The following is a 22,757-nucleotide window of genomic DNA, read 5'->3' on the forward strand; positions in this document are numbered from 1 at the left end:
TAGACAGGCATAATAGCTGAAAGAAAGGCGATTTTATGAGCGCATTCATCGATGCCATGCTTGAACGTGCGAAGGCGAGCAAGCAGACGATCGTACTGCCGGAAGGCGACGACGAGCGCACGCTTGCCGCGGCGCAGGAGATTCTGGCGGGCGGCATTGCCGATTTGGTCATCCTGGGCAATGCGGAAGCCATTGCGGGTAGCGCGTATAACCTGGAAGGCGCGCGCATCGTGGACCCTGCGAAGAGCGAAGACCGCCAGCGCTACGCGGAAGCGTTCTACGAGCTGCGCAAGCACAAGGGCGTGACGATGGAAGACGCCCTGGCGAAGATGGATGACGTCATCTACTTCGGCACCATGATGGTGAAGCTGGGCGACGCCGACGGCATGACGTGCGGCGCGTGCCATGCCACGAGCGACGTGCTGCGCGCGGCGCTGCAGATCCTGAAGACGGCCCCGGGCGTGAAGGCCGTGAGCTCGTTCTTCGTGATGGCGGTGCCCGATTGCGAGTACGGCGACGACGGCGTGTTCATGTTCGCCGACTGTGGCCTGGAAATTCAGCCCGACGCCGAAAAGCTCTCGCAGATTGCCGTGAACACGGGTCGCAGCTGGCAGACCATCTTTGGCACGGAACCGCGCATCGCGCTGCTGTCGCACTCCACGTTCAAGAGCACGGTGGCCAGTGCCGATCGTGACAAGGTGATCGAGGCCACGCGCCTAGCGAAGGAAACGGCGCCCGAGATGCTCATCGACGGCGAGATGCAGGCCGATGCCGCCATCGTGCCCAGCGTGGGTGCCAGCAAGGCGCCGGGCTCGCCGGTGGCTGGCAAGGCGAACATCCTGGTGTTCCCCGACCTGGACGCGGGCAATATCGCCTACAAGCTGGTGCAGCGCCTGGCGAAGGCCGAAGCGTACGGCCCGATTACGCAGGGCCTGGCCAAGCCCGTGAACGACCTTTCGCGCGGCGCGTCGGCTGCCGACATCGTGGGCGTGGTGGCCATCACGTGCGTCCAGTGCCAAGCGCAGAAGGCGCAGTAGCGAAAACGCGTGCATAGGCGCGGCGGTGGGGAAGACCTGCCGCCGCGTTTTTGTGGTAGGCTAATCCCAGGTTATTGGGTATATAGGAGTGGGCATGCCAAGCTATACGATTCTCACCGATTCCAGTTGTAACTTGACTGAGGAGCTCATCGACGCGCATGAGCTGGAAATCCTGTCGCTGCGCTTCATGAACGAGGGTAACGAGTACACGAGTTACCTGAAGGGCGAAACCACCGACCTGGGCATGTTTTACCGCATGATGCGCGAGGGCAAGGTGTTCACGACGAGCCTGCCGAACCAGCAGGCGTCGTCCGATATCATCCGTAGCATTCTGGACCGCGGGCAGGACATTCTGTACGTGGGTTTTTCCAGCGGGCTTTCGGGTACGTACGAGGCTACGGTGAACTTGCTGGACAACATGCGCAGCGAGTACCCCGAGCGCAAGATCTACACGTGCGATACGCGCGGTGCGTCGCTGGGCCAGGGCCTGCTGGTACTGTACGCGGCCGATATGCGCGAGGCGGGGAAAAGCATCGAGGACACGCATGCGTGGCTGGAAGAGCATAGGTTCCATCTGGCGCATTGGTTTACCGTGGACGATCTGATGTACCTGTATCGTGGTGGGCGCGTGTCGCGCACGAGTGCCACGGCGGCGAACATTCTGTCCATCAAGCCCGTACTGCATATGGACAACCCCGGGCATCTGATTCCCCGCGAGAAGGTGCGCAGCCGCAAGCGCAGCATCAAGGCGCTGTTCAATCATATGGTCGAGTCGTACGATTCCAGCTACGGCCCGCAGCATATTGCCATCTCGCATGGCGACTGCCTGGAGGATGCCCTGGAGCTGAAGGCCATGATCGAGGCCGAGCCGTCGTTTGATATTCGGGATTTCACGATTAACTACGTGGATCCGGTTATCGGGTCGCACTCTGGCCCGGGTACGCTTGCGTTGTTCTTCCTTGCGGGGAGCAGGGGGTAGAGGAGGTTCTTGCTCCGGCAGTTATTGGCCTCTGGAGAAGCTATGGCGGCATCCGCCTTTTTGACTGGTGTTGTTGATCGGATTTACTGGTATGGAAGAGATAAGTCACACGCATTTATTTGGTGCGGATTGTCTACTGGTTGAGCGTTCTGATAGTTTGCGTTTGTACGCAAAAGACGAAAATGATTACCCAATAATCTATCGTCATTGCATCGATGCTGGATTTGACATTAGCTACCGCACGCTATCTGGGAAAAAGTCCGATGCTAGCATTGATTACGCTAAGCCTTGTTGTGGCGCCGTTGACTTGTATCCTCGCTATATTTTCGAAAGGTACATTGACAAGCCCGTTTCCGGTTTTGAGCTTACTGGTGAGGCGGTTGATGATTTTTTCAGTCCCGCTGATTATTACTATTTCAAGTCTAATTTCGAAGAGGGTAATCAAGTCGACTTAGTCTATGGGTCTGAACTCGTTCGTGCCTGGAAGATTATATTTGAAGGCTCATCTGTCGGGGTCGCATTAAAATACGGGGGAATTCTCAGTCGCGGCACGTCAAGCGACTTGATGCTTCATCCGAAGATTGAGGTTTCTTTCGAGCCCTCTAACAGTGTTGATTATGTCTTCAGGGTATATAAAATACTAGTTCGGTTTTTGCAGATTGTCAGATATAGACATTCGTATGGGCGACTTCGAGTCGATCTTTTTTCTGGGACGTCCGATAAAAAGAGCTTTATTGGACGCTTGCGTGAATGCTCGTCCTCTCGAGTTCCTCTTGCGAAGGTGGGTCATATTGCCGGATTTCGCTTATATCTTCCGCATATAGAGAAGGTTTTGCAATTTGCTGCAGATAATACCGAATATGATTGTAGACACTATCCGGAAAATGAGCTTCGTTGTTTTAAAGAAGATTATTCATTGATTGATTTTACTTCAATCTATACGGCATTTGAGGCTGAGTGTAATGCCGACAGGGAATTGTATTTGAAATACGAGGTCGATCCGTACAAATCTGTAAGGCGAAAATTTCTTAAATATGCTAAAGCTTTTCCCTCTGACGGTTCTGACGTTGTGGCCTGTTTTTTGAAAGAGGTCAATAATAGGGTGTCCGGAATCGGAAGAAATCGTGGCCAGCGTCAGTCGATCATGAGAGCCTATGGGTTATTAAAATCGGCTGTCGATTCATCGCTGAGCGCCTTATTTCATTTGGGCAATTGTGGTGAAGCGAGAACGTTATCGGATGACGAAATATTTCAAATAGCGGACGCATTGACTAAATTGAGGGGCGGAGTTTTTCACGGCACTTATTCAGGTGCTTTGAGTGATTCTGATATTGACCGGATTCGTTTTCTGGAAGTGCTTACGTACGCTCAGACTCTCAAGCGTATAGGCTTTGATGACTCTGTGATTGAACGAATAGTTGGTTTGGTCTTTGATTCTAATTCGATTGCGTTAAATGAATCACTGCGCTTTCAAGAGGGCATGAAACCGCTGTTGTCTGAAGCGTAGTTTTTACGCACTCTGCCCTTGTTGTTTGTAATAGTTTGTTGTTGAGCTTGGATTAAGGTGGTTTGCATGTCAGGCAGCACATCGTCTATGTCGTATAGCTCGTTTTCTATGCCCATTAACGAGGACTTCTACGAGCAGGTGGTCATAGAGCATCTGCGCGACGATCTGGGTTACGACTACCTTTACGGGCCTGACGTGGCCCGCACGAGCGATAAGTATGACGATGTGTTTCTACCGGGTGTGTTGCCATCGGCGTTACGGCGAATCAATCCGGCTTTGCCTGAGCGGGCTATACAGGAAGCCGTATTGAAGCTCGATGGCATCGATGCCGGATCGCTCGAGCAGCGTAATGAGCGTTTCAACGATTACTTGCAGTCTGGCGTCGAGGTTCATTTCTTCGATGGCAAGGAAGAGCGCGACGACATCGTCTACCTCCTTGATTTTGACGATCCTGACAATAATGACTTCCACGTGGTGAACCAGTGGACGTTCGTGGAGTACTCGGAGAAGCGTCCCGACGTGATCGTTTTCGTAAACGGGATGCCGCTCGTCATTTTCGAATTGAAGTCGCCTTCGCGTGAGGAGACCGACGCTTCGGATGCTTACCTACAGCTGCGGCAGTACATGAAGCAGATACCGAGCCTGTTCGTACCGAACGTATTCTGCGTGATGAGTGACATGAGCGAGACGCGTGTGGGCACGATTACAGCCGACGAGGACCGCTATGTCTCATGGAAGAGCGTAGATGGCGATTATTCGGAAACGAAGTCGGCCACTTGGAGGACGATGCTTGACGGTATGATGCCGAAGGCGCGATTGCTCGACATTGTCAAGAACTTCGTCTGCTTCAATGATGATGCGAGCAGGGTTATCAAGATTCTTGCGGGGTATCATCAGTATTTTGGCGTGAAGAAAGCGGCCGAACGTGCCGTGGAGGCGGTTGAAGGCGACGGCAAGATCGGCGTGTTTTGGCACACGCAGGGATCGGGAAAGTCGCTTTCGATGGTTTTCTTCGCGCACTTGCTGCAGGAGCGTTTGAGTAGCCCGACCATCGTGGTAATTACCGACCGCAACGATTTGGATGACCAGTTATATGGCCAGTTCACGCGGTGTGCGCCTTTCCTGCGGCAGACGGCCGTGCAAGCTGAGAGCCGAGAGCATCTCAAACAGCTGCTCATCGGGCGTGAGGCGAATGGCATCATCTTCACGACAATGCAGAAGTTCATGGATGGTGACGAGCCTCTTTGCGACCGGAGCAACGTGGTTGTGATGGTTGACGAGGCGCATCGTGGTCAGTACGGCCTTACTGAGTCGATGGATGCTGAGGGCAACATCCGAATTGGTGCGGCCAGAGTTGTGCGCAAGGCCCTTCCGAATGCGAGCTACATTGGCTTCACGGGCACGCCAATCTCGACTGAGGACAAGAACACGCGTGAGATATTTGGCGAGTACATCGACGTGTATGACATGACCCAGTCGGTGGAGGATAACGCAACTCGCCCCGTTTTCTACGAAAGTCGAGTTGTTGCGTTGAAGCTGAACTCGGACAAGCTTGCCCAGCTGGACGCTGCCTATTCTGAGTTCGCCGAACAGGCCAACGAGGCGAGCATCGAAAAGGCTAAGCGCGATACGGGAGGGCTCGATGCGATATTTGGCGCGCCCGAGACGATTGATGCGCTCTGCAGGGACATTATTGAGCATTACGAGAACAATCGTGCTGACGTTCTGGCGGGCAAAGCTCTTATCGTGGCTTACAGCCGACCTGTTGCCATGAAAATCTACTATCGCATGATGGAACTGCGTCCCCAGTGGAGGGACAAACTCGGCGTTGTTATGACGATGGGTAATCAGGACCCGGAGGAATGGTTCGACGTCTGTGGTGGAAAGTCGCACAAGAAGGAGATGGAGCGCAAGTTCAAGAAGGATGACGATCCGCTAAAGATCGCTATCGTAGTAGATATGTGGCTTACGGGCTTTGACGTGCCGAGTCTGGCCACTATGTATGTGTTCAAGCCTATGAAAGGCCACAACCTGATGCAGGCTATAGCCCGTGTTAATCGCGTGTGCAAGGGCAAGGAGGGCGGTCTGGTTGTCGATTACATTGGCATCGCTCGAGCACTTAAGCGGGCGATGAAGGATTACACCAACCGCGACCAGCATAATTACGGTGACATGGACGTGGCGGCGACTGCCTATCCGAAATTCCTAGAGAAGTTAGATGTTTGCCGCGATCTTATGTATGGCTTCGACTATGCCAAGACGATATTCACCGATAGCAAGCAGCAGCTTGCGATGGCTATCGCTGAGGGAACGGACTGGCTGTTGGAGCCAGCGCACGAGGAAGACCGCGAGGATTTCGTCAAGCAGTGCCAGCTGATGAACCAGGCGCTTTCGCTTTGTAAGAGCCTGGTGTCGGAGGAGGACCAGCATGAGGCGGCATACCTTTCCGTTCTGCGCGTGCAAGTGTTGCGCCTCACCGGGCGGCAGCCATCCGGTAGAAACGGTATGACCTACGCTGAGTTCAACAAGCGCGTGACCGCTATCTTGGAGCAGACCGTGCAGGCCGACGGCGTGATTGACCTCTTCGGCAAGGATGCTGTAGAAATATCTTTGTTCGATGAGGCGTTTCTACAGGAACTCGCCAACATGAAGCAAAAGAATATAGCCGTAGAGAGCCTGAAACGGCTTATCAAAGAGCGTGTTCGGACGTATCAGAAGACTAGTGTGGTGAAGGCAGAGAAGTTCAGCGATATGTTGCAGAGTACGCTTAACGCTTACCTGAACGGCATGCTGACGAACGCGCAGGTTATCGAAGAGCTCGTGAACATGGCCAAGGAGATGATGAAGGATCGCTCCGACGCTGATAAGCTGGGATTGACGGATGAGGAGATGGCGTTCTACGACGCTATCACAAAGCCGCAGGCGGTGAAAGACTTCTACGACAACGACCAGCTTGTTGCTATTACGCGCGAGTTGACCGAGGCAATGCGGTCGAGCGCGACTATCGACTGGCAGCGCAAGGAGAGCGCGCGGGCCGGTATGCGCAGGACGATCAAGCGATTGCTTCGCAAATACAAATACCCACCCGAGGGCGCCGAAGAAGCCATGGCTACCGTCATGGCGCAATGCGAGCTCTGGGCCGACACGAAGATATACGAGTAAGGAAACGCATGAACGAGCAAACGGTTGGTATGATTGGAACTGTAGGGGCCGAGCTAGCGGTACTAGCCGCTAAGGAAACGGCCGGCATGGTGGTGAACAAATTCAAGACAATCCGGACCAAGAAGGAAACAGAGGAGATTTGTAACTCGTACGAAGAAATTATCAACGAACTGGTGGCGGAGCGCGCTCGAGCCATTGCGATTGCTCGCGCATACGAATCAGAATTACAACGCTACGAGATTACCGATAAGGATATCGAGCACCTGCAAAATACCATAGGAGACGTACTGGACATCCTAAAACCCCACCTATCAGACAACAACGCTACTGGCCTCGAGCAATTCAAGTCTCTCGTTTCTGTGGACACGTTAAAAGCAATGCAGCTCCTCGGATTTGACTACAAAAGAGCGATAGGCGACCCCCTAACGGATGCCTGCGCTGACGCAATACGAACAAAGCTTGGGCCTAAACAGAGAAATAGCGCTCGAAATCAGCCGCAAAAACGACACTAATGGAAAGCAGAGCATTTATGGCCCCGAAAAAAACTGATAATACGGCAGAAGTAGGCTTTGAGCAGCAAATTTGGAGCGCCGCAGATAAACTACGCGGCAATATCGATGCCTCTGAATACAAAAACGTCGTACTCGGCCTCATCTTCCTAAAATACATCTCCGATAAGTTCGACGTACGCTATCAAGAGCTCATCGACGAAGGCGAAAGATTCGAGGAAGACCGCGACGAGTATTCCTACAAGAACATTTTCTGGGTGCCAAAAGAAGCTCGTTGGGCCGTGATTGCCGAAGCGGCGCATACCCCCGAGATTGGCAAAGCAATCGACAATGCAATGCGGCTCATCGAGAGCGAGAACGATAAGCTGAAAGGTATCCTGCCAAAGAACTTTGCTCGCCAGGAACTCGATAAAAGGAGACTCGGCGAAGTAGTGGATCTCTTTACCAACGTGCAAATGGCCGAAAAGGGCGATACCCGAGACATCCTAGGCCGCACGTACGAGTATTGTCTAAGCAAGTTCGCCGAAGCCGAAGGTAAGAATGCCGGCGAATTCTATACGCCCGCTTGCGTAGTCCGTACGCTGGTCGAGATTATCCAGCCATATCACGGGCGCGTATACGACCCCTGTTGCGGCAGCGGCGGCATGTTTGTGCAGTCAGCGGAATTCGTGCGCAACCACCAAGGAAAGATCGACGATCTCTCGGTTTACGGACAGGAGAGCAATCCCACCACATGGAAAATGGCGATGATGAATCTTGCCATTCGAGGCATCGATGCCGACCTCGGTGAGTTCAACGCAGATACGTTCTTTAACGATGCTCACAAGAATGAACGATTTGATTTCGTGCTGGCCAACCCACCCTTCAATCTCAAAGACTGGGGAGGGGACAAGCTAAAAGAAGACCCCCGCTGGGAATACGGGATCCCGCCTGAGGGAAATGCCAACTTCGCCTGGATGCAGCACATGATTCACCATTTGGCTGCAAACGGGAAAATGGGCTTGGTCCTGGCCAACGGATCGCTCTCATCCCAACAGAATAACGAGGGCGCCATCCGTCAGGCAATCGTCGAGGCTGGACTGGTCGAGGGCGTCGTTGCGATGCCTGACAGGCTCTTCTACAGCACAGGCATCCCGGTGAGCCTGTGGATCATCAGCAAGGAGCCGAACCGCCAGCGCAAGACCCTCTTCGTGGACGCACGCGAGATGGGCACCATGGTGAGCCGCCGCCTGCGCGAGTTCACCGATGGGGACATTGCCAAAGTCGCCGAAGCGTTCGATGCCTTCCGTAAGAGCGAGCTTGAAGACGAAAAGGGTTTCTGCGCGGCCGTTGACATTAAGGAGATTGCCAAGCAGGACTACATCCTGACCCCTGGACGTTACGTAGGCATCAAAGACGACGAAGATGACGGCGAGCCCTTTGAGGAGAAGATGGCCCGCCTTACCGGCGAGCTTGCAAAGTGTTTCGAGGAATCCGATCGCCTGAAGCAGCAGATTCGAAAGAACTTGGAGGCTATCGGCTATAGGCTTTAATCACCCAAACCAACCAGGAGCATCAATAGCACCATGTTTTATGCTCTTGAATAGGCCCCTTCCCCGGACCGAATCATGACAGAAATAATTCTTTAGGACGGCGCACAAAGTGATAGCAGTCTTTTTTGATAGCAATGTACTTTTTTCGGAAAACTGTTTCGACTACTCAAAATCCTGGATCATCCAACGTATGGAAGCTTACTCCGATTTGGCCGAATATGCTGATGCGTATGATGATATGAAATTTGTCATTCCTGAAGTTGTAGTTGAAGAAATACATCGTAGCCAATGCGAAAAATACAAAAACAAGACTGATGATTTAAAAAGAATCGTTCTTCCTGACTGGAAATTCGAACACAATTTGAGCGTCACGAATTACAGGAAATGGCTGGACGACCACTTCGACACCCATTGCAAACGCGGATCATTCGGCATGACGCAGTTTACCGTCGCCTCCATACCAGAGACCTGCTTCAAGTCGGTCGTAAAAAGAGCGCTGGCAAAAAAAGCTCCCTTCGAGGGGAAAAACAAAGCCTCTGACAAGGGGTTTAAAGATGCACTAATTTGGGAAACTCTTTTGCAATACAAGCGAGACAACAAGATGGATGAAATAGTCTTGATAACCAAAGACGATCGCTTATCAGCTAAATCAATAAAGGAAGAATTTGAAAACGAATTTAACGGCGAAACCATAATATTCTGCTCTGATCCAGAAGAGTTCCAGAAGTACCTAAACGAATTAAACAGCAGACGCGGCGCAGATGCAGGCCTTCCGCTCAAAGAAATAGAAGACTCGAGCCAAGCCAATGAAATCTTACGATCCCTGGTCTTCTTCAACATGGAAGCCATCGCCAAGGCCGGCAACCTAAGCTACCAAAGCGACACATCATACAATTTGAAGCAGTTTAGCCTCGAAATGGATAGCGACGGCTGCCCAAGGTATTTTTCGACGCTTTGGTCAACTAATCCTGATGGCGACTCCACATACTGCGAGATTGTATTTCGCGTTTCTCAAGTCGCCAATGAACCGTCTATGCTCTGCTTAGTCGACAATCACATAATTGATATCGCTTATGACAAGGATAGCTTGGAGGCTATTAGATATGTGTTCTAGAATGCTTGGGGAGCTTTGCTCATTCAGCCGCGGCGCCAGTGTGCCACGTGCGCGCATGCACGAAGATGGCGACTACCTATACATACACTATGGCGATTTGTATAAAGGCTTCGAGCTTCGCATCGATGTCAATGAACCGCAAAAGCCAATCCCATACATCACATCAGACGAGCGAATAAAGGACGGGCAGTGGCTCCAAGACCAGGACATCGTCTACGTCTTGACTTCTGAAACAGTAGACGACTTAGGCCACTCGTTTCTTTTCAACAACCCTGAAGGCATTCCTGCTGTAGCGGGTACAGAGACCACGATCGTGCGCGTTGAGCACCGTGACCTCCTTGAGCCTGCCTACCTCAACTATCTCATGCACACTCCTCGCTTCAAGCTGCTTCTTAGGCAGTACGTAAAGGGCATGAAAGTGTTTCGTGTCCATCCAGATGATCTGTCACGAATCGAGATAAACCTTCCGAGCCTGAACGACCAAAGAAAAACCGTCGCATTGCTTGATGCGATATTCGGAAAGCAGATAGTCGCTAGACGCACAAATGATTATTTGCTTGACCTTGGCACTGCTCAATTTGAAGCAGCATTGCAAACCGATTGTCGCGAAGTGAGGTTCGGCGACATCGTTGAACTCGAAGACTCAAAACGCATTCCGCTTAATAGCCGTGATCGTGAGCAACGCAAGGGACCATATCCGTATTACGGTGCCACATCAGTCATGGATTATGTCGATGACTACCTGTTCGACGGCATCCGTATTCTGCTTGGCGAGGATGGATCGGTGATAACCGACGACGGTTATCCAGTGCTCCAATACGTTTGGGGGAAGTACTGGGTCAACAATCACGCACACATTCTCAAGCCCTGTGACGAATACCCTATGGAGATGCTTTATGTTGCGCTGAGCAGAACCGCAATACCTCACATTGTCACCGGTGCTGTTCAGAAAAAGATTAGTCAGAAGAACCTAAACTCTCTGATTCTCGAAATGCCAAATCCGGAAGATGTCAAAGGGCTTGAAGGCCTATTTTCCTTGTACAGAAACAATGTTGACGAAAATAAGGAGCTCGAGCAGCTGCGAGATTGCTTGTTGCCGAAGCTTATGTCAGGCAAGATTGACGTATCCGAAGTCGAGCTACCTACGCTGCCAAATAATCATTTGTCTGCTGATTGATATTGATTAGTTCTCGAATTGGGTTGAGGGTATTGGCGATAGCGACCTGGTCTTTATCGTCCATGCGCTCAAACTCGTAATGCACGATAGCGGCCTTGTCGCCACGTGGCATCTTCGTGCCCCTGGAAGTGGCGACCATGTAATCGAAGAAGGAATCATCCGAGAGCAGCCAGTAAAGATAATCGGCGTCGCAGTTTGACGGTTCAAAAACAAGCACATCGGCCGAACAGCAGCCATCGGCAGTCGCCTGCCAGATCTTCTTAAAATAGGGCCTGATGTTTGAGACGAGCGTATCACCTTTGCGAAAAACACGAGCCTTACCAGTGGAAGGGATAGAAGATGCAGCTGTGACGCCTGCTCTGTTGGGCAGCATCGATTCTGTAGAAATATAGGTTTGCGGGTCGACGGGTATGCTGTCTGTCCGATACCTGCATATATCGACAAGCTCTGCTTTGCTCATTCCAAATACTTCCTGTGCGAAGCTTTCACGTTGTTCTGGTTCACCATCGCGTAGTGCATGGTGGTGTCTATTCTCGCATGACCAAGCAGCTTTTGCACTTGCTCGATGGGCATCCCCTTGTCAATTGCATGAGTCGCCAGTGTACGTCGGAACTTATGAGGATGAACCCGCAGGACGCCACACTCTTTGCCGAGGTTGCGCAGGCGCGTCTCGACTCCGCCTATGCTTAAACGTGTTGCAGAGGCATCAAGCGAGACGAACAGTGCAGGGCTATCATCGGCGCGGCTATCAAGGTATGCCTGCAGGTGGAGCTTGGCACGAGCGTCGAAATAGACCGGGCGTTGCTTGTTTCCCTTGCCGGTAACGATGCACTCGCGCTCCTGCAGATCGATATCGGCAATATCAAGGCCGACGAGCTCTCCCACGCGCATGCCCGTAGTCGCCAGCATGTCGACGATGGCGAGATCGCGAGCGTTCGTGCAATTGTCGCGCAGGGTTTCCAGGTCCTCGTCGCTCAGCACTTCTTTAGTGATGGTTGCGGTTTTCACGCGGTGGATGCGACGAACGGGGCTCTTCACGATGTAGTCCTCGTCTTCGAGCCACGAGAAGAAGCTGGATAGGATACGGCGGATGTTGTCGATCGTGACCTTGCTGGCATTGCGCTTGGACTCATAGTCGGCAAGGTAGCCCCGCAGGTCATCGCTCTCAATCTGGGTGTATGGTTTGCCGATGGATTTGACCATATGCCGGATGGTGCTCTCGTAGTAGGTAATGGTGCGGGATGAGCAGCCCTCGACCTCCTTTGCCGTCAGGAAGAGCCGAAGCAGATCGGCGCTAGCTTCTTGTCGTGGTGATAAGGCGAAACGGAGAACCTCTCCCAAACGTTTCAGCTGGTCGCAGTTGAGGATGGGTTGCATTTGGATGAGTACGAGGTTGATAGTTGTTTCCATCACAGTTCCTTTCAGCGGGGGATGGAAACATTCTGTTGGACATGCTGATCGGGTGCGACAAATGATTATTTGCTTGACCTTGGCACTGCTCAATTTGAAGCAGCATTGCAAACCGATTGTCGCGAAGTGAGGTTCGGCGACATCGTTGAACTCGAAGACTCAAAACGCATTCCGCTTAATAGCCGTGATCGTGAGCAACGCAAGGGACCATATCCGTATTACGGTGCCACATCAGTCATGGATTATGTCGATGACTACCTGTTCGACGGCATCCGTATTCTGCTTGGCGAGGATGGATCGGTGATAACCGACGACGGTTATCCAGTGCTCCAATACGTTTGGGGGAAGTACTGGGTCAACAATCACGCACACATTCTCAAGCCCTGTGACGAATACCCTATGGAGATGCTTTATGTTGCGCTGAGCAGAACCGCAATACCTCACATTGTCACCGGTGCTGTTCAGAAAAAGATTAGTCAGAAGAACCTAAACTCTCTGATTCTCGAAATGCCAAATCCGGAAGATGTCAAAGGGCTTGAAGGCCTATTTTCCTTGTACAGAAACAATGTTGACGAAAATAAGGAGCTCGAGCAGCTGCGAGATTGCTTGTTGCCGAAGCTTATGTCAGGCAAGATTGACGTATCCGAAGTCGAGCTACCTACGCTGCCAAATAATCATTTACACGTATTTCTTAGCACGGCGCCTCTTCGGCTATCTGCTCGGTAAAATGGCAAAGTATGCGATGTAGTACATGGTGGCAAGGGCAGGATGACGCATCAGGGACGAGATCTTTATGCGTCTAACGGCAAGTGATTTGGCAGCATCAAGATAATTTAGGGCAAGCGATGGTCGTCACGAAGAGGCAGCACTACATACCGAGATTCTACTTGCGATATTTCACGAACTCGGACGGAAGGCTATATGCCTACCGGCGTCAAAGCGGTACGAGTTTTGTGACTACGCCAGAGAACGTGTGTGTCGAAAATAATTTGTACGAGGTCGACTCGTGCAATGTGGATTGCAACGAAGCTGCTCATAGACTCCTGGATAATTGTATTGAGGAGCAGCTTTCTGGGATGGAAGGGAGACTTGCTCCATGCTACAGCAGGCTTTTGCAATGCTGTGTCGCGAGAAGCTTCGTTGGCAAGGGGTTCCTGGACGGCAGACTTGCCGCATGTATTTTGGCGGCTAGCAATATTGTTCGTCACCCCTTATTTCTTGGGAGGGGCCGCGCAAACGTTAAGAATGTTGTTGAGGACGTTGAAGCTGGTGGCGGTATCACCGAACAGGAGCGGGCTACCTTAGACCGCTATGGTCTGGGTGATAATTTGGAAGTTGTAGCCGACCTTGCGATAATGCAGACATTGTTGTTCTCCAATCACCCGGACGTACCTATCAATCGAATTTATAACGCATTGGCTGATAAGAGGATGGTCATTGTTGAAGCGCCTTCTTCTATGCGGTTCATAACAACTTCCATGCCGGTGTACTTTCTGGGGCCTGACGACGAAAGTTATGTCTTCGATCTGGCTTATATGCCCCTCTCCAGCAGATATGCTGCCTTGTTTATTGACGACAATAATGTTTACCAATACAGCAAAGCAACTGAGGAAGAGGTGATTCGGTTAAATGCCGCTTTGCTGAATGGCAACGACGTCTGGGATTTTGCCGTGGCGAATGCAGGTGATTTGCTTGACTCGGCTTTGGGCGAGTTGAAGACGTTGTGCTGAGCTCCTGGCTTATGACGCATTCGATGATGTCCGGCAGTATCGCCGCCTTCAGATGTGGCGAAGTCCCTTGTGAATCTTGTGCTACAGTCAAATGCAACTGTCGTCTAGGAGCGTCTTAACGAAAAAGATACGTTACGTATGCTAACCTCGTGGCGTGCAATCTGCGGATCTCGAAATGGTCTACTGTGCGCTTCTTTCTCTCATTGAAACGACGCCTTCTGCGACTCATATGGATTAGGAGCTCTTGTAGGGGGCGTCGTATTGGCAGGTACGAGTCGTGTGCTAATGAGTTGTGCAAGGGTATGTTAATTCTGTCTCAATCGTTGGTTTGCAACATTCTGAATCTAGAAAGCGCTCCTCGCATGTGGTTACGTTAAGTCTCGCGTTCTCATTGTGGATTTCATAATGAAGGACAGGCAGGTTCTACATTTCTGCGATGGCTTGCCAGTCGGCTTGCGAAAACCAGGACTCTACCATATTGGCAGTTGCGAGATGCCCCGGCATTTCGGTTAGATATGGCAAAAAGTCGGAGGGAGCATTCCTGCGCCCCGACGCATTAAACGAAGTGCTCGTTGCTATAAATCCGATTCTTGCGCGTGAAATCATCACTGAAAGAATTCTAGCCTCCTCTGCTATTTCCTCGTCGGTATTGGCTTTGTAGAATGGAATGGTTCCCTGCTCCAATCCAACGATGAAAACCCAGTCGAACTGCTGTCCCTTTCCTGCGTGCCCCGTTAAGCAGTGGATACCTGAGCGGGTTGCGATTGTTTCGTTTCCCTTGTTCTCGCGAATTCGTCCCTTAATCGAAGGAATCGCCCGCTGTCCAAATTGGGTTACTTGGTCGAACAGCCATCCGCTTGCGGTTTCCAGTTCGTCAGTGGGTATCTGTTGAATAGTTGCAAAATGGCTTGAAATATAACGATATAAATCTAATGGTGTTTTGAATGACTGGTCTGAAAGAAGGTCACAAGCGCTACGTAGCGCTGATGCTAGTTTTGGCCTAAACAATCCATCGCCCCAATCAGCGTAGGATATGTTTTGCGATTCTAGGCAGCGTTTTACCTCTTTTGCTCGAAAAGCGGTTCTTGCAATGATTCCGATTCTTTGATTTGGGCAGTGCTCAAGAATGGTCTTGCTGAGATCGACGATCCATTTGGCCTCATCGTGCTGGTTGGGAAATAAGACTGAAGAGGATACACCTCCATTTCCCCAATGCGCGGGGAATGCGGCTACGAGAGGGTCTCCTTTGGTTATTGGAATCAGAGCGTTTGTGGCATTGAGAACGGCGGGCGACGATCGGAACGATTTGAGTAGCCTTATGTGCCTCCTTCCTTTAATCGCAATTGAATCGTATGTTAGTTTCGAATCCGCGCCCGCAAATGAAAAGATGCTCTGCGCCAAGTCACCCGCGTAAGTGACACGCTCTCCGCAAAGGGCCATTATTAGATTGAGTTGGTGCGGAGTTAGGTCCTGAAATTCATCGACTAGCGCGGCGAAAAAGTGGTTGCTATAAACTTTGGCAACTCTTTTGTCTTGTAGAATCCATAAGGCAATCCTGATTTGGTCATCGTAAGTAATGATCTTCTTCTTTATGCGCATTGTCTCAATGGAGGCTGCAATGTCTCCAGAAGGGCTAGCGCATTTATGCAGTTGCGTTTTGACTTCGGTATCTGTTACGTATTTCTGCTTTGTTGATTGCAGGATTTCGGAAACCTCTCGTTTGATGGTTTTATTGCAGCTCAGAGTATTGATTACTCTGTTTGTCCAATCGAAATTTGCAATATTCCAATCATCATCGAAGCCAATTATTCTTCCATGAGCTTTAATTATTCTCGAAGCGAGGCCATGAAAATTGCAAACGGTGACACATTGTCTAAGCTGCTGGACTGTTATATATCGTTTGAGCCTTTCGTCAATATTGTCTCTAGCCTGATTGGTGAAAGTCACGATTAGGAGTTTTCTTCCATTTCCGATAAAGCTGAAGCGATCGATAAGGCCTTTCGCTCGATATGCGAGAGCTTCTGTTTTACCGCATCCAGCTGGTGCGGTAATTATCATATCTAGCGGACGATAATCGTATATTTCTTGTTGCTCCTTGGTGGGAACGAGATTATTTGATGGCATTATTTAGAACCTCTATAACGCTCGATACTTTTGGTGACGAGCTGCGATCGAGTAGGCTGCATGCAACAACGGCGCAGGCGGTCTTGTTATGTTTGTTCCTACAAAAAGAAGCGAGTTCTTTGTTTCCCGGTAATGACGACCCATTATTGATGACGCAATTTCTTAGCATGTTCGGGGTGAAAAGACTTGATGTGTTTAATGCGTTCCATATTTTTTTAGACCCTAGTGCGCAAACATATTCATCTTCAAGGTCTGCATGAGAGACGAATACAGACTTTTGCTTCAGGTCTGTGACGGCAACACCAAGTTCTGTCGCCATCTTTGTTTCGGCATCTTGGTCGATAAGGACGCTTACGGCTGCTCCAAACCCTGCAGAGCCAAAGATTTTCATTACGTGCTTCATTTCGCCGCAGCCTCCGGCTTCCAGTATTTCTATGCCGTCTCTTTCCAGGTGGCGGTCAGTCATCTTGGCAACTTTTTCCAGAACCATTCTGTCCGATTGGCCTTCAACTGCAATAATGTGGCTGGCGGTTAATAGTTCAATACGAGAGCTGATCCACCATCTGGCCAGGGCTTTTTGATCTTCTTGGAGAAAGTCCTTTTTTGGTTGCGTAGGGGTTGCGTTTACTTTGGTGACGACGATGTTATCCGGGTTAAATTCACTTGCAATTATGCCGGAATGTGTAGCGATAATAAGTTGCCCACCCTTAGCCTGGAGGATGCTCATTAGATTTCGCTGTGCTGTTGGGTGGAGATGCGTTTCCGGTTCGTCTATTGCGAGAATCCCCCCAGAATGCAATAGATTAAAGACTGCAAAAGCGATCAGCGTTTTGGTTCCGTCTGACTGCTTTGTCGCTTCTCTCATTTCTCCAGACATGCACTTTATTTGTAAGCGCACATCGCTTAATAGGTTGCCATCAATTGCGGCGCCCGGAATGAAGCGAAGATCCGAGGATTTCATGCCACTCGGTAAAGCCACGTTTAGCAGTGCGGCCAAAGAATTTAGTGCATCGTCGAATGCTTCCGAATTACTGATTGCTCCGCAGAGTGAATCAATCGCTGTCGATAGCTCACTTTGACTTCCTGATGCGTCAATCGTGTCTAGATAGTCGTCGATAATTGTTTTTCTGCTTGAGTTCAGTGTTCTTGCTGAGAAGTCGGATGGTACGAAGTTCCATCCGATACACCTCAGTTGAGCGGTGGTCAAATTGTTTTTGCTCGGGCCATACGGACAATAACGGCTAATCAAGACATCGTCGCCTTCGATCTCGGCTTTCAGAAGGACGGTCAGCAATTCGTCGAGGGGATCGACTTCGTCGGGGAAATACGAGAGCTCGTCGTCATTGATGTCTGCTAGCTTTCCTCTGATGATGAGCGGAAGTGCCTCGTTGCCAAAGTCAGCTTTGGTAATGCTGTAGTATAGCTGTTGCGTTGTTTTTCCAAAAAGAAGATCCAAGCATCTTAAAATAGAGCTCTTTCCGCTTCCGTTCGAGCCGACAAGAACGAGGTTGTCTCTAGCCTCAATTTTGCAATCTGGGATTCTGCTGTGATTATTAATGACTATTTCTGAGATTCGCAAAGTCTTTCACCTTCCGATCCGAGGGTTATTGCCGTCAGAGCTGCCGCGCCGCTAGCGACGGAGTTGCAAAACCCTGTAGCATTCAGGAGCGTTACAACCTTGCTTCCTGAGGCGGGCTCTAGGGGGATGTTTTAGTCTAGAACTTCGTTTGAATTAGGTGTTCTAACCCATTATATGTTTTAGCCTCAAATTCCGACTAAGGGAGTATTGCTGCTTTAATCCCGTTTTGCTGAAGCTTTTCAACTGCGCTGTTCTTTCTGGTGGCGTGAGCAATGTCTTTCGGCATGGGAGATGACGTTAAGGGTCGTTCGCTCGCATGCTATTTCCCATGGTGGCAGGATGCAGAGTTGGGCGTGCTGAGATGGGTTGGGTCGCGTTATCTGGTTTTGCGCTTTAGCAAGATTTACTTTTGCTGATTTATGCGCAATATAAGCATTTTTTCCAACGGGCGTACGCCTAATGTCTCCAGATTCGGTGGGATTTTATCCGCCTCCGCTTTGCCCGAATCGCCTTGATCAATCTCTCTCGTTTCCGTTGGATTCGTCATTAAACAATTCGGCATTTAGTAAGCGAATGCCGAATTGTATCCGGGCCCTATGATTTCCCGGGCGTTAGCGAGGCGTTTACCCTCTTGCTCGGACCGTTGGGTTTGATGATCAGAGCGTGGTGAACTCCCTTATTGTTTACAGGAACACGCGGTGCTACTAGATTATTTCAAAATACGAATGAAGTCGGTGCGATGTGGGGTGTTCCGTAAGAGCTGCCCGAGAGTGTTTTCTCCGTCCAAGTATTGGATCAAGCTCAAGAAGCCGCATTCTTTCCAATCCGCGCATATTCCAGCATTCTGCTGCCTGATAAAATTGGTTTTACAAATCATTTGCATTCGGAATATATCAACAGGTGGCTATGGCAATGCGATTTCCATTTTTCGATAAACGCGACGACGAATCCGAACCAGGGGAGGAGTGCGTGGGTGATGCCATCGTTCCTGCGGAAGGTAACGAAATAGTTCCCAAGTTAGATAGCGAGGACGTGGACCTCGCCCTTTATGATCATGTGACCCTCGATGTCAGGTCCATCGGTGGAGAGGCATACGCCGACGCCCTGATACCTATGGCGGCTAAGGCGGCAGACGCGGTGGCCCAATGGGACCATGCCATCGTTCGATTCCCCGAAGGTGCAGGATGGAACGATCTGCTTAATCGAAAGACTCCCGGCTGGGAGGAGTGGAAGCAGCTTGGCATCCTCAAGGATGGCAAGTTTCAGCCTCAAGCTGCAATCAGGCAGGCGAAGCTCCAACCTGTTGCGGTTGCAAACCTAGCTCTGCAGGGCGCGGCAATCGTTGTGGGCCAGGCCTACATGGCAGAGATAAGCAAGCAGCTTGAGGGCATCGAGTCTGGCATCGCCGCAATCCAGCAGGAGATGAGGCTTGAGCGGGAGGCGGACATAGAAGCTCGGTTCGAGAAACTTCTCGAATATCTCTCCCAGTACGACGAAATCTCGACCAACCCCGAGAAGAGGCAGGCCGTGCATAACTCCATTGAGGGAATATGCGTTGAAACCCTCAAGGCGTGGAAGTTCCAAGTGAAGGCCATGCGCGAGTTCGGTGCGCGCATGGAACGCTCCAGGCGTTTGAAGGACGACGAGGTTCGGGCAAGACTTCACGAGTTCCAAGGCAAGGAGCGAGACGCGCAGGCTGCGTTTCGGCTCTTCTTGGCCGCAGAGCAGGCTTCAATGCAATACGACGGGGATTTCAGCGTCAGTAGAATCGCACGCGAGCGCGAGAAGATCGGCAAATGCCTCGATGATTATGCCGAGGTTCGCGATAGGGCCCAGGGCCTGCTCGCAGAGAGGATCAAGGGGGTGCGTGGCGGCTTGTTTGCCGTGCCTGACGCGGAAGACGATGGATACGAGCTCCAGAACCCGGTCTTCGATGCAGCTCACTTTGTGGCTCATAACGCTCCGCGTTTTACGCCTCTTTCGCTGCACAAGGAGGCGCAGAGACAAGCAGCAATCAAAAGGAGCCGCTATCGCCGGGCAGCAGGAGTCGACGATCCAGTTGCGTTGATAGGCGAAGAGCGCGAGGGTGAGCTTGCACGCATGAATTTCATCTACAACGAGGCCGACGCAATGCTCATCGATGGTGACGGCGTCCACTTCTTGAAAATGCATGCCGACGAAAAGGCGCTTGAAGCCAACGACGCCAGGGTCATCGACAAACGTAACGAGGATGAGTAAAGCGGTACGTAATCTATTCGCGTGATAGACCAGGAACATCCCATGAACCTCCCAACCATCTACCTCCTCGACGTGGCCCCCGGCATGACTGATGCCTGGAATCGCGCGTTCCAATCCATCCCGGGCGTACATGTCGCGCAAGACGACTTCGCCAGGTTCATGGATGCACATCCCCAGGTCGATTGCGTCGTTGCGCCGGGTAATTCGTATGGGCTCATGGACGCCGGCTACGACGCGGCTATCGTTTCGTATTTTGGCGAGGGGCTCAAGCGGGCCGTGCAGCGTAAGATTCTTGATGATTGGTTCGGGGAACAGCCTGTAGCCACCAGCATCTCGGTCGAATACGCTGGTATAACGCTTGTCCATACGCCCGTCATGCGTGTGCCGTCGGTCGTACGCGACCCTATGGTCGTTTACCATGCCACGCGTTCCGCGCTCATTGAAGCCATGTGTGGGGGAGTGAAGGCGATTGCGCTTCCCGCCTTTGGCGCTGGTTGCGGCAAGGTGCCGCACGATGTGGTCGCACGCCTCATGGCGCAGGCGTACCGTCGGCTTGCTAACCCGCCTGCCAATCTTTCCTGGAGTTATGCGCATTCGCTCGACTTGCCCGATTCGCTTGCGTAGCGTCTCCTGGGGTTTTGCCATGATTTGCTCTTAGCAATGTGCAGATAGTGCACATTGCTCGTTCATCGTAATATGCATTATGTGCATAGTAGCTGTTCAAGTACCTCATTCGATTTGCGTGGAGCGTATTAAGCTGGTCGCTCATATGGGGCAATTCTTTTCGGCGCGTAAACAACTGCATGCTAGTTCTTGATGCGAATTAAATCATGTTGTACGTTGTACATGCAGGAGGTGCATTATGAGTGATGTGATGGTAACCGCTCGCATGAGCAAGTCAAAAAAGGAAGCGGGGAAGCGCGCGCTGGAAGCTTTGGGCGTTTCGCCCTCCGCGGCCATTAATCGTATGTACGATTACGTCATCGCTCATAAGGAGCTGCCATTCGAGCGTTCGTCTGCGCCTTCTCGTCATGTAAGCAAGGAAGATCTGCAGCGTGCGTTGAACGAGGTTCGGTCGATAGCTATTGTCGATCGCGGTGATTTCTATATTTCCGATCCCGAAAGACTTAAGCGGGAACGTCTTATTTCTCGTGGCTACGCAACGGAAAGCGATTTCGAATGAAGGCTTTGGTGGATACCAACATCTTCATCGATGCGTTGCGGGATAGACGCCCCTTTAGCGAATCTGCGCAGCTTATGCTTGCATTAGCCGCCTTGGGCGAGCTTGAGTTGTGGATGAGCCCCGCGCAGTTTGGCGATCTTACCTATGTTCTTACCGAAGGCGGGAAGCGCTCGCTTGCTGCAGACGTCACCCTGGAACTTCGGCGCTTGCGTAAGTACGTGCATGTGTGCTCTCTTGGCGCGGACGAGGTGGACAGGGCGCTGCAGCTTGGTTGGGCCGATTTGGAAGACGCCCTCGTTTACGAAGCAGCCGCTTCTTTACGCGCCGATGTCATCGTTAGTCGTAATGCGAAGGATTTTTGCGGAGACCCTAACAGGCGCATCCCCGTTTTAGATGCTGCGACGTTCTTTGCTTGGTATGAAGAGCGAACCGGCGTAGATTACTGCGACATTGCTTGGTGATTCGGTTCGGATGGCTTAATCGCTTCCTCGCTCTCTTTCCGCATCCTTTCCGCGACTTTAGCGCGACCCTTTTCGCATCGCTTCGTGATTCCGTTCTGATTCCCTTCATATGGGACTGCTTGCCATTTCGCAGGCGCAGCGTCTCAAAACTCAACTTATAAGTTGATTTATAGAGGGGTAGGCCAATGTACAATGATGAGTGGATGCTGAAGCAAATAGCTGGATTCTTTTATGCGCTCGTAAGGCGAAGCGAGTCTAAAACCATCCTTCAAAAACGGTTCAAAAAGGATCGCCCTGTTTTGACGGAATTCTATTCCATCATTGAAGCCATTGACGCTCAAGGCTATCAAGCTGGAGTGGACTTTGCATTTCGTCAAAGATACTTTGATTCGGTGATTGCCAATGGCTCGTTGAGTCTTGTGGAGCTTCGTGTTCGCGGTACGTTATGGCGCGTCGTAATGTATTGGGTTCGAGAAGAGCGATTGTTTGTGGTGCTCGATGCCTTTGAAGCGCATAAGCATAAGTCGATGTTTGACGTGATAAAAGTCATTAGGCCCAAAGTTCGAATCGTGGATGGCTTGCTAGAGAGGAGTGAGTGAAATGGCTATGCGAATGTCTCTCGCTGAGTTTGTGGGGGATGAGTATGTCGATGCGGTGCTTTCTCCGGAGGTAATCGAGTTTTCCATGAACTTGCACTTGCAAAGCGAAATCTATGGGCGCATGAAAGAACTTGGCGTGACTCAAAAGGAACTTGCTAAGAGGATGGGCGTTTCTCCTGCTGCGGTATCCAAGATGCTTTCAAAAGATTCGAACATGCGAATTAGCACGATTGCTCGCATTGCTTCTGCCCTTGATTGCGATGTCATGCCGATTAAGCTTATGCCTCGCGAGGAAGTTATTAGGCGTTGCGAAAGCGTTCCTTTGGATGATGCGAATGCGGAATCAACGGACGAGCGGTCTAGCGATTTGGCTTCATCGTCATTGAATAGGCAAATCGCCTCCGCATCCTAGTGCC

20 protein-coding genes are annotated in these 22,757 nt (G+C 51.1%); 16 read left to right on the forward strand and 4 right to left on the reverse strand.

The features are described from left to right. Positions 1 to 35 precede the first annotated feature (35 nt). The 8 genes from pta (at position 36) to E7002_RS04345 (ending at position 11,017) form a co-directional block, all read left to right on the forward strand. Positions 36 to 1,037: a phosphate acetyltransferase gene (gene pta / locus E7002_RS04310; RefSeq protein ID WP_303727634.1), complete on the forward strand. Its 1,002-nt coding sequence runs from the start codon at positions 36 to 38 to the stop codon at positions 1,035 to 1,037. 94 nt (positions 1,038 to 1,131) lie between these two features. Further along, a complete protein-coding gene (locus E7002_RS04315) occupies positions 1,132 to 2,016 on the forward strand; it encodes a DegV family protein (protein WP_303727635.1) in 885 nt (294 codons plus the stop codon). Between the two features lie 91 nt (positions 2,017 to 2,107). Next, positions 2,108 to 3,523, forward strand: a complete 1,416-nt coding sequence (locus tag E7002_RS04320; RefSeq protein WP_303727636.1) for a hypothetical protein — start codon at positions 2,108 to 2,110, stop codon at positions 3,521 to 3,523. 66 nt (positions 3,524 to 3,589) lie between these two features. Beyond that, entirely contained in the window at positions 3,590 to 6,685 is a 3,096-nt protein-coding gene (locus E7002_RS04325; protein ID WP_303727637.1) for a type I restriction endonuclease subunit R, read from the forward strand. Positions 6,686 to 6,693: 8 nt separating this feature from the next. Then, positions 6,694 to 7,197 (forward strand): hypothetical protein, encoded by a 504-nt coding sequence (locus E7002_RS04330; RefSeq protein WP_303727638.1) that lies wholly within the window; start codon positions 6,694 to 6,696, stop codon positions 7,195 to 7,197. A 17-nt stretch (positions 7,198 to 7,214) separates the two neighbouring features. After that, a complete protein-coding gene (locus E7002_RS04335; protein ID WP_303727639.1) occupies positions 7,215 to 8,726 on the forward strand; it encodes a class I SAM-dependent DNA methyltransferase in 1,512 nt (503 codons plus the stop codon). A gap of 109 nt (positions 8,727 to 8,835) precedes the next feature. Next, complete coding sequence (locus tag E7002_RS04340; protein WP_303727640.1) at positions 8,836 to 9,840, forward strand: PIN domain-containing protein; 1,005 nt, start codon at positions 8,836 to 8,838, stop codon at positions 9,838 to 9,840. After that, positions 9,830 to 11,017, forward strand: a complete 1,188-nt coding sequence (locus E7002_RS04345) for a restriction endonuclease subunit S (RefSeq protein WP_303727641.1) — start codon at positions 9,830 to 9,832, stop codon at positions 11,015 to 11,017. Before E7002_RS04340 ends, E7002_RS04345 begins: the two co-directional genes overlap by 11 nt. Here the strand turns inward: E7002_RS04345 and E7002_RS04350 are convergent. Together E7002_RS04350 and xerA are read right to left on the reverse strand one after the other, a co-directional pair. Further along, a complete protein-coding gene (locus E7002_RS04350; protein ID WP_303727642.1) occupies positions 10,983 to 11,477 on the reverse strand; it encodes a hypothetical protein in 495 nt (164 codons plus the stop codon). The two genes, E7002_RS04345 and E7002_RS04350, sit on opposite strands and share 35 nt — an antisense overlap. Beyond that, positions 11,474 to 12,427, reverse strand: coding sequence for a site-specific tyrosine recombinase/integron integrase (xerA, locus tag E7002_RS04355; protein ID WP_303727643.1), 954 nt, complete (start codon positions 12,425 to 12,427; stop codon positions 11,474 to 11,476). The genes E7002_RS04350 and xerA overlap by 4 nt, the downstream gene beginning before the upstream one ends. Positions 12,428 to 12,496: 69 nt before the next feature. Here xerA and E7002_RS04360 point away from each other — a divergent pair, with 69 nt between their 5' ends. Further along, complete coding sequence (locus tag E7002_RS04360) at positions 12,497 to 13,153, forward strand: restriction endonuclease subunit S (protein ID WP_303727644.1); 657 nt, start codon at positions 12,497 to 12,499, stop codon at positions 13,151 to 13,153. 119 nt (positions 13,154 to 13,272) lie between these two features. Continuing rightward, on the forward strand, positions 13,273 to 14,157 hold the full coding sequence (locus E7002_RS04365; RefSeq protein WP_303727645.1) for a DUF4238 domain-containing protein: 885 nt from the start codon (positions 13,273 to 13,275) through the stop codon (positions 14,155 to 14,157). Positions 14,158 to 14,580: 423 nt separating this feature from the next. On the opposite strand, the gene E7002_RS04370 is transcribed toward E7002_RS04365, so the two are convergent. Together E7002_RS04370 and E7002_RS04375 are read right to left on the reverse strand one after the other, a co-directional pair. Continuing rightward, positions 14,581 to 16,281, reverse strand: coding sequence for a UvrD-helicase domain-containing protein (locus E7002_RS04370; RefSeq protein WP_303727646.1), 1,701 nt, complete (start codon positions 16,279 to 16,281; stop codon positions 14,581 to 14,583). Then, positions 16,268 to 17,860, reverse strand: a complete 1,593-nt coding sequence (locus E7002_RS04375) for an ATP-dependent endonuclease (protein ID WP_303727647.1) — start codon at positions 17,858 to 17,860, stop codon at positions 16,268 to 16,270. The genes E7002_RS04370 and E7002_RS04375 overlap by 14 nt, the downstream gene beginning before the upstream one ends. A gap of 969 nt (positions 17,861 to 18,829) precedes the next feature. On the opposite strand from E7002_RS04375, the gene E7002_RS04380 reads away from it, so the two are divergent. The 6 genes from E7002_RS04380 to E7002_RS04405 all read left to right on the forward strand — a co-directional run bounded on the left by E7002_RS04380 (position 18,830) and on the right by E7002_RS04405 (position 22,753). Next, positions 18,830 to 20,098, forward strand: a complete 1,269-nt coding sequence (locus E7002_RS04380; RefSeq protein WP_303727648.1) for a hypothetical protein — start codon at positions 18,830 to 18,832, stop codon at positions 20,096 to 20,098. A gap of 42 nt (positions 20,099 to 20,140) precedes the next feature. Continuing rightward, positions 20,141 to 20,722, forward strand: coding sequence for a macro domain-containing protein (locus tag E7002_RS04385; RefSeq protein WP_303727649.1), 582 nt, complete (start codon positions 20,141 to 20,143; stop codon positions 20,720 to 20,722). 238 nt (positions 20,723 to 20,960) lie between these two features. Continuing rightward, positions 20,961 to 21,281 (forward strand): type II toxin-antitoxin system RelB/DinJ family antitoxin, encoded by a 321-nt coding sequence (locus tag E7002_RS04390; RefSeq protein ID WP_303727650.1) that lies wholly within the window; start codon positions 20,961 to 20,963, stop codon positions 21,279 to 21,281. After that, a complete protein-coding gene (locus E7002_RS04395; RefSeq protein WP_303727651.1) occupies positions 21,278 to 21,742 on the forward strand; it encodes a PIN domain-containing protein in 465 nt (154 codons plus the stop codon). The genes E7002_RS04390 and E7002_RS04395 overlap by 4 nt, the downstream gene beginning before the upstream one ends. Before the next feature lie 185 nt (positions 21,743 to 21,927). Continuing rightward, positions 21,928 to 22,341 (forward strand): hypothetical protein, encoded by a 414-nt coding sequence (locus E7002_RS04400; RefSeq protein WP_303727652.1) that lies wholly within the window; start codon positions 21,928 to 21,930, stop codon positions 22,339 to 22,341. Between the two features lies 1 nt (position 22,342). Beyond that, entirely contained in the window at positions 22,343 to 22,753 is a 411-nt protein-coding gene (locus E7002_RS04405) for a helix-turn-helix domain-containing protein (RefSeq protein WP_303727653.1), read from the forward strand. Positions 22,754 to 22,757 lie beyond the last annotated feature (4 nt).

Source organism: Denitrobacterium detoxificans (assembly GCF_015062615.1).
GTDB lineage: Bacteria > Actinomycetota > Coriobacteriia > Coriobacteriales > Eggerthellaceae > Denitrobacterium > Denitrobacterium detoxificans_A.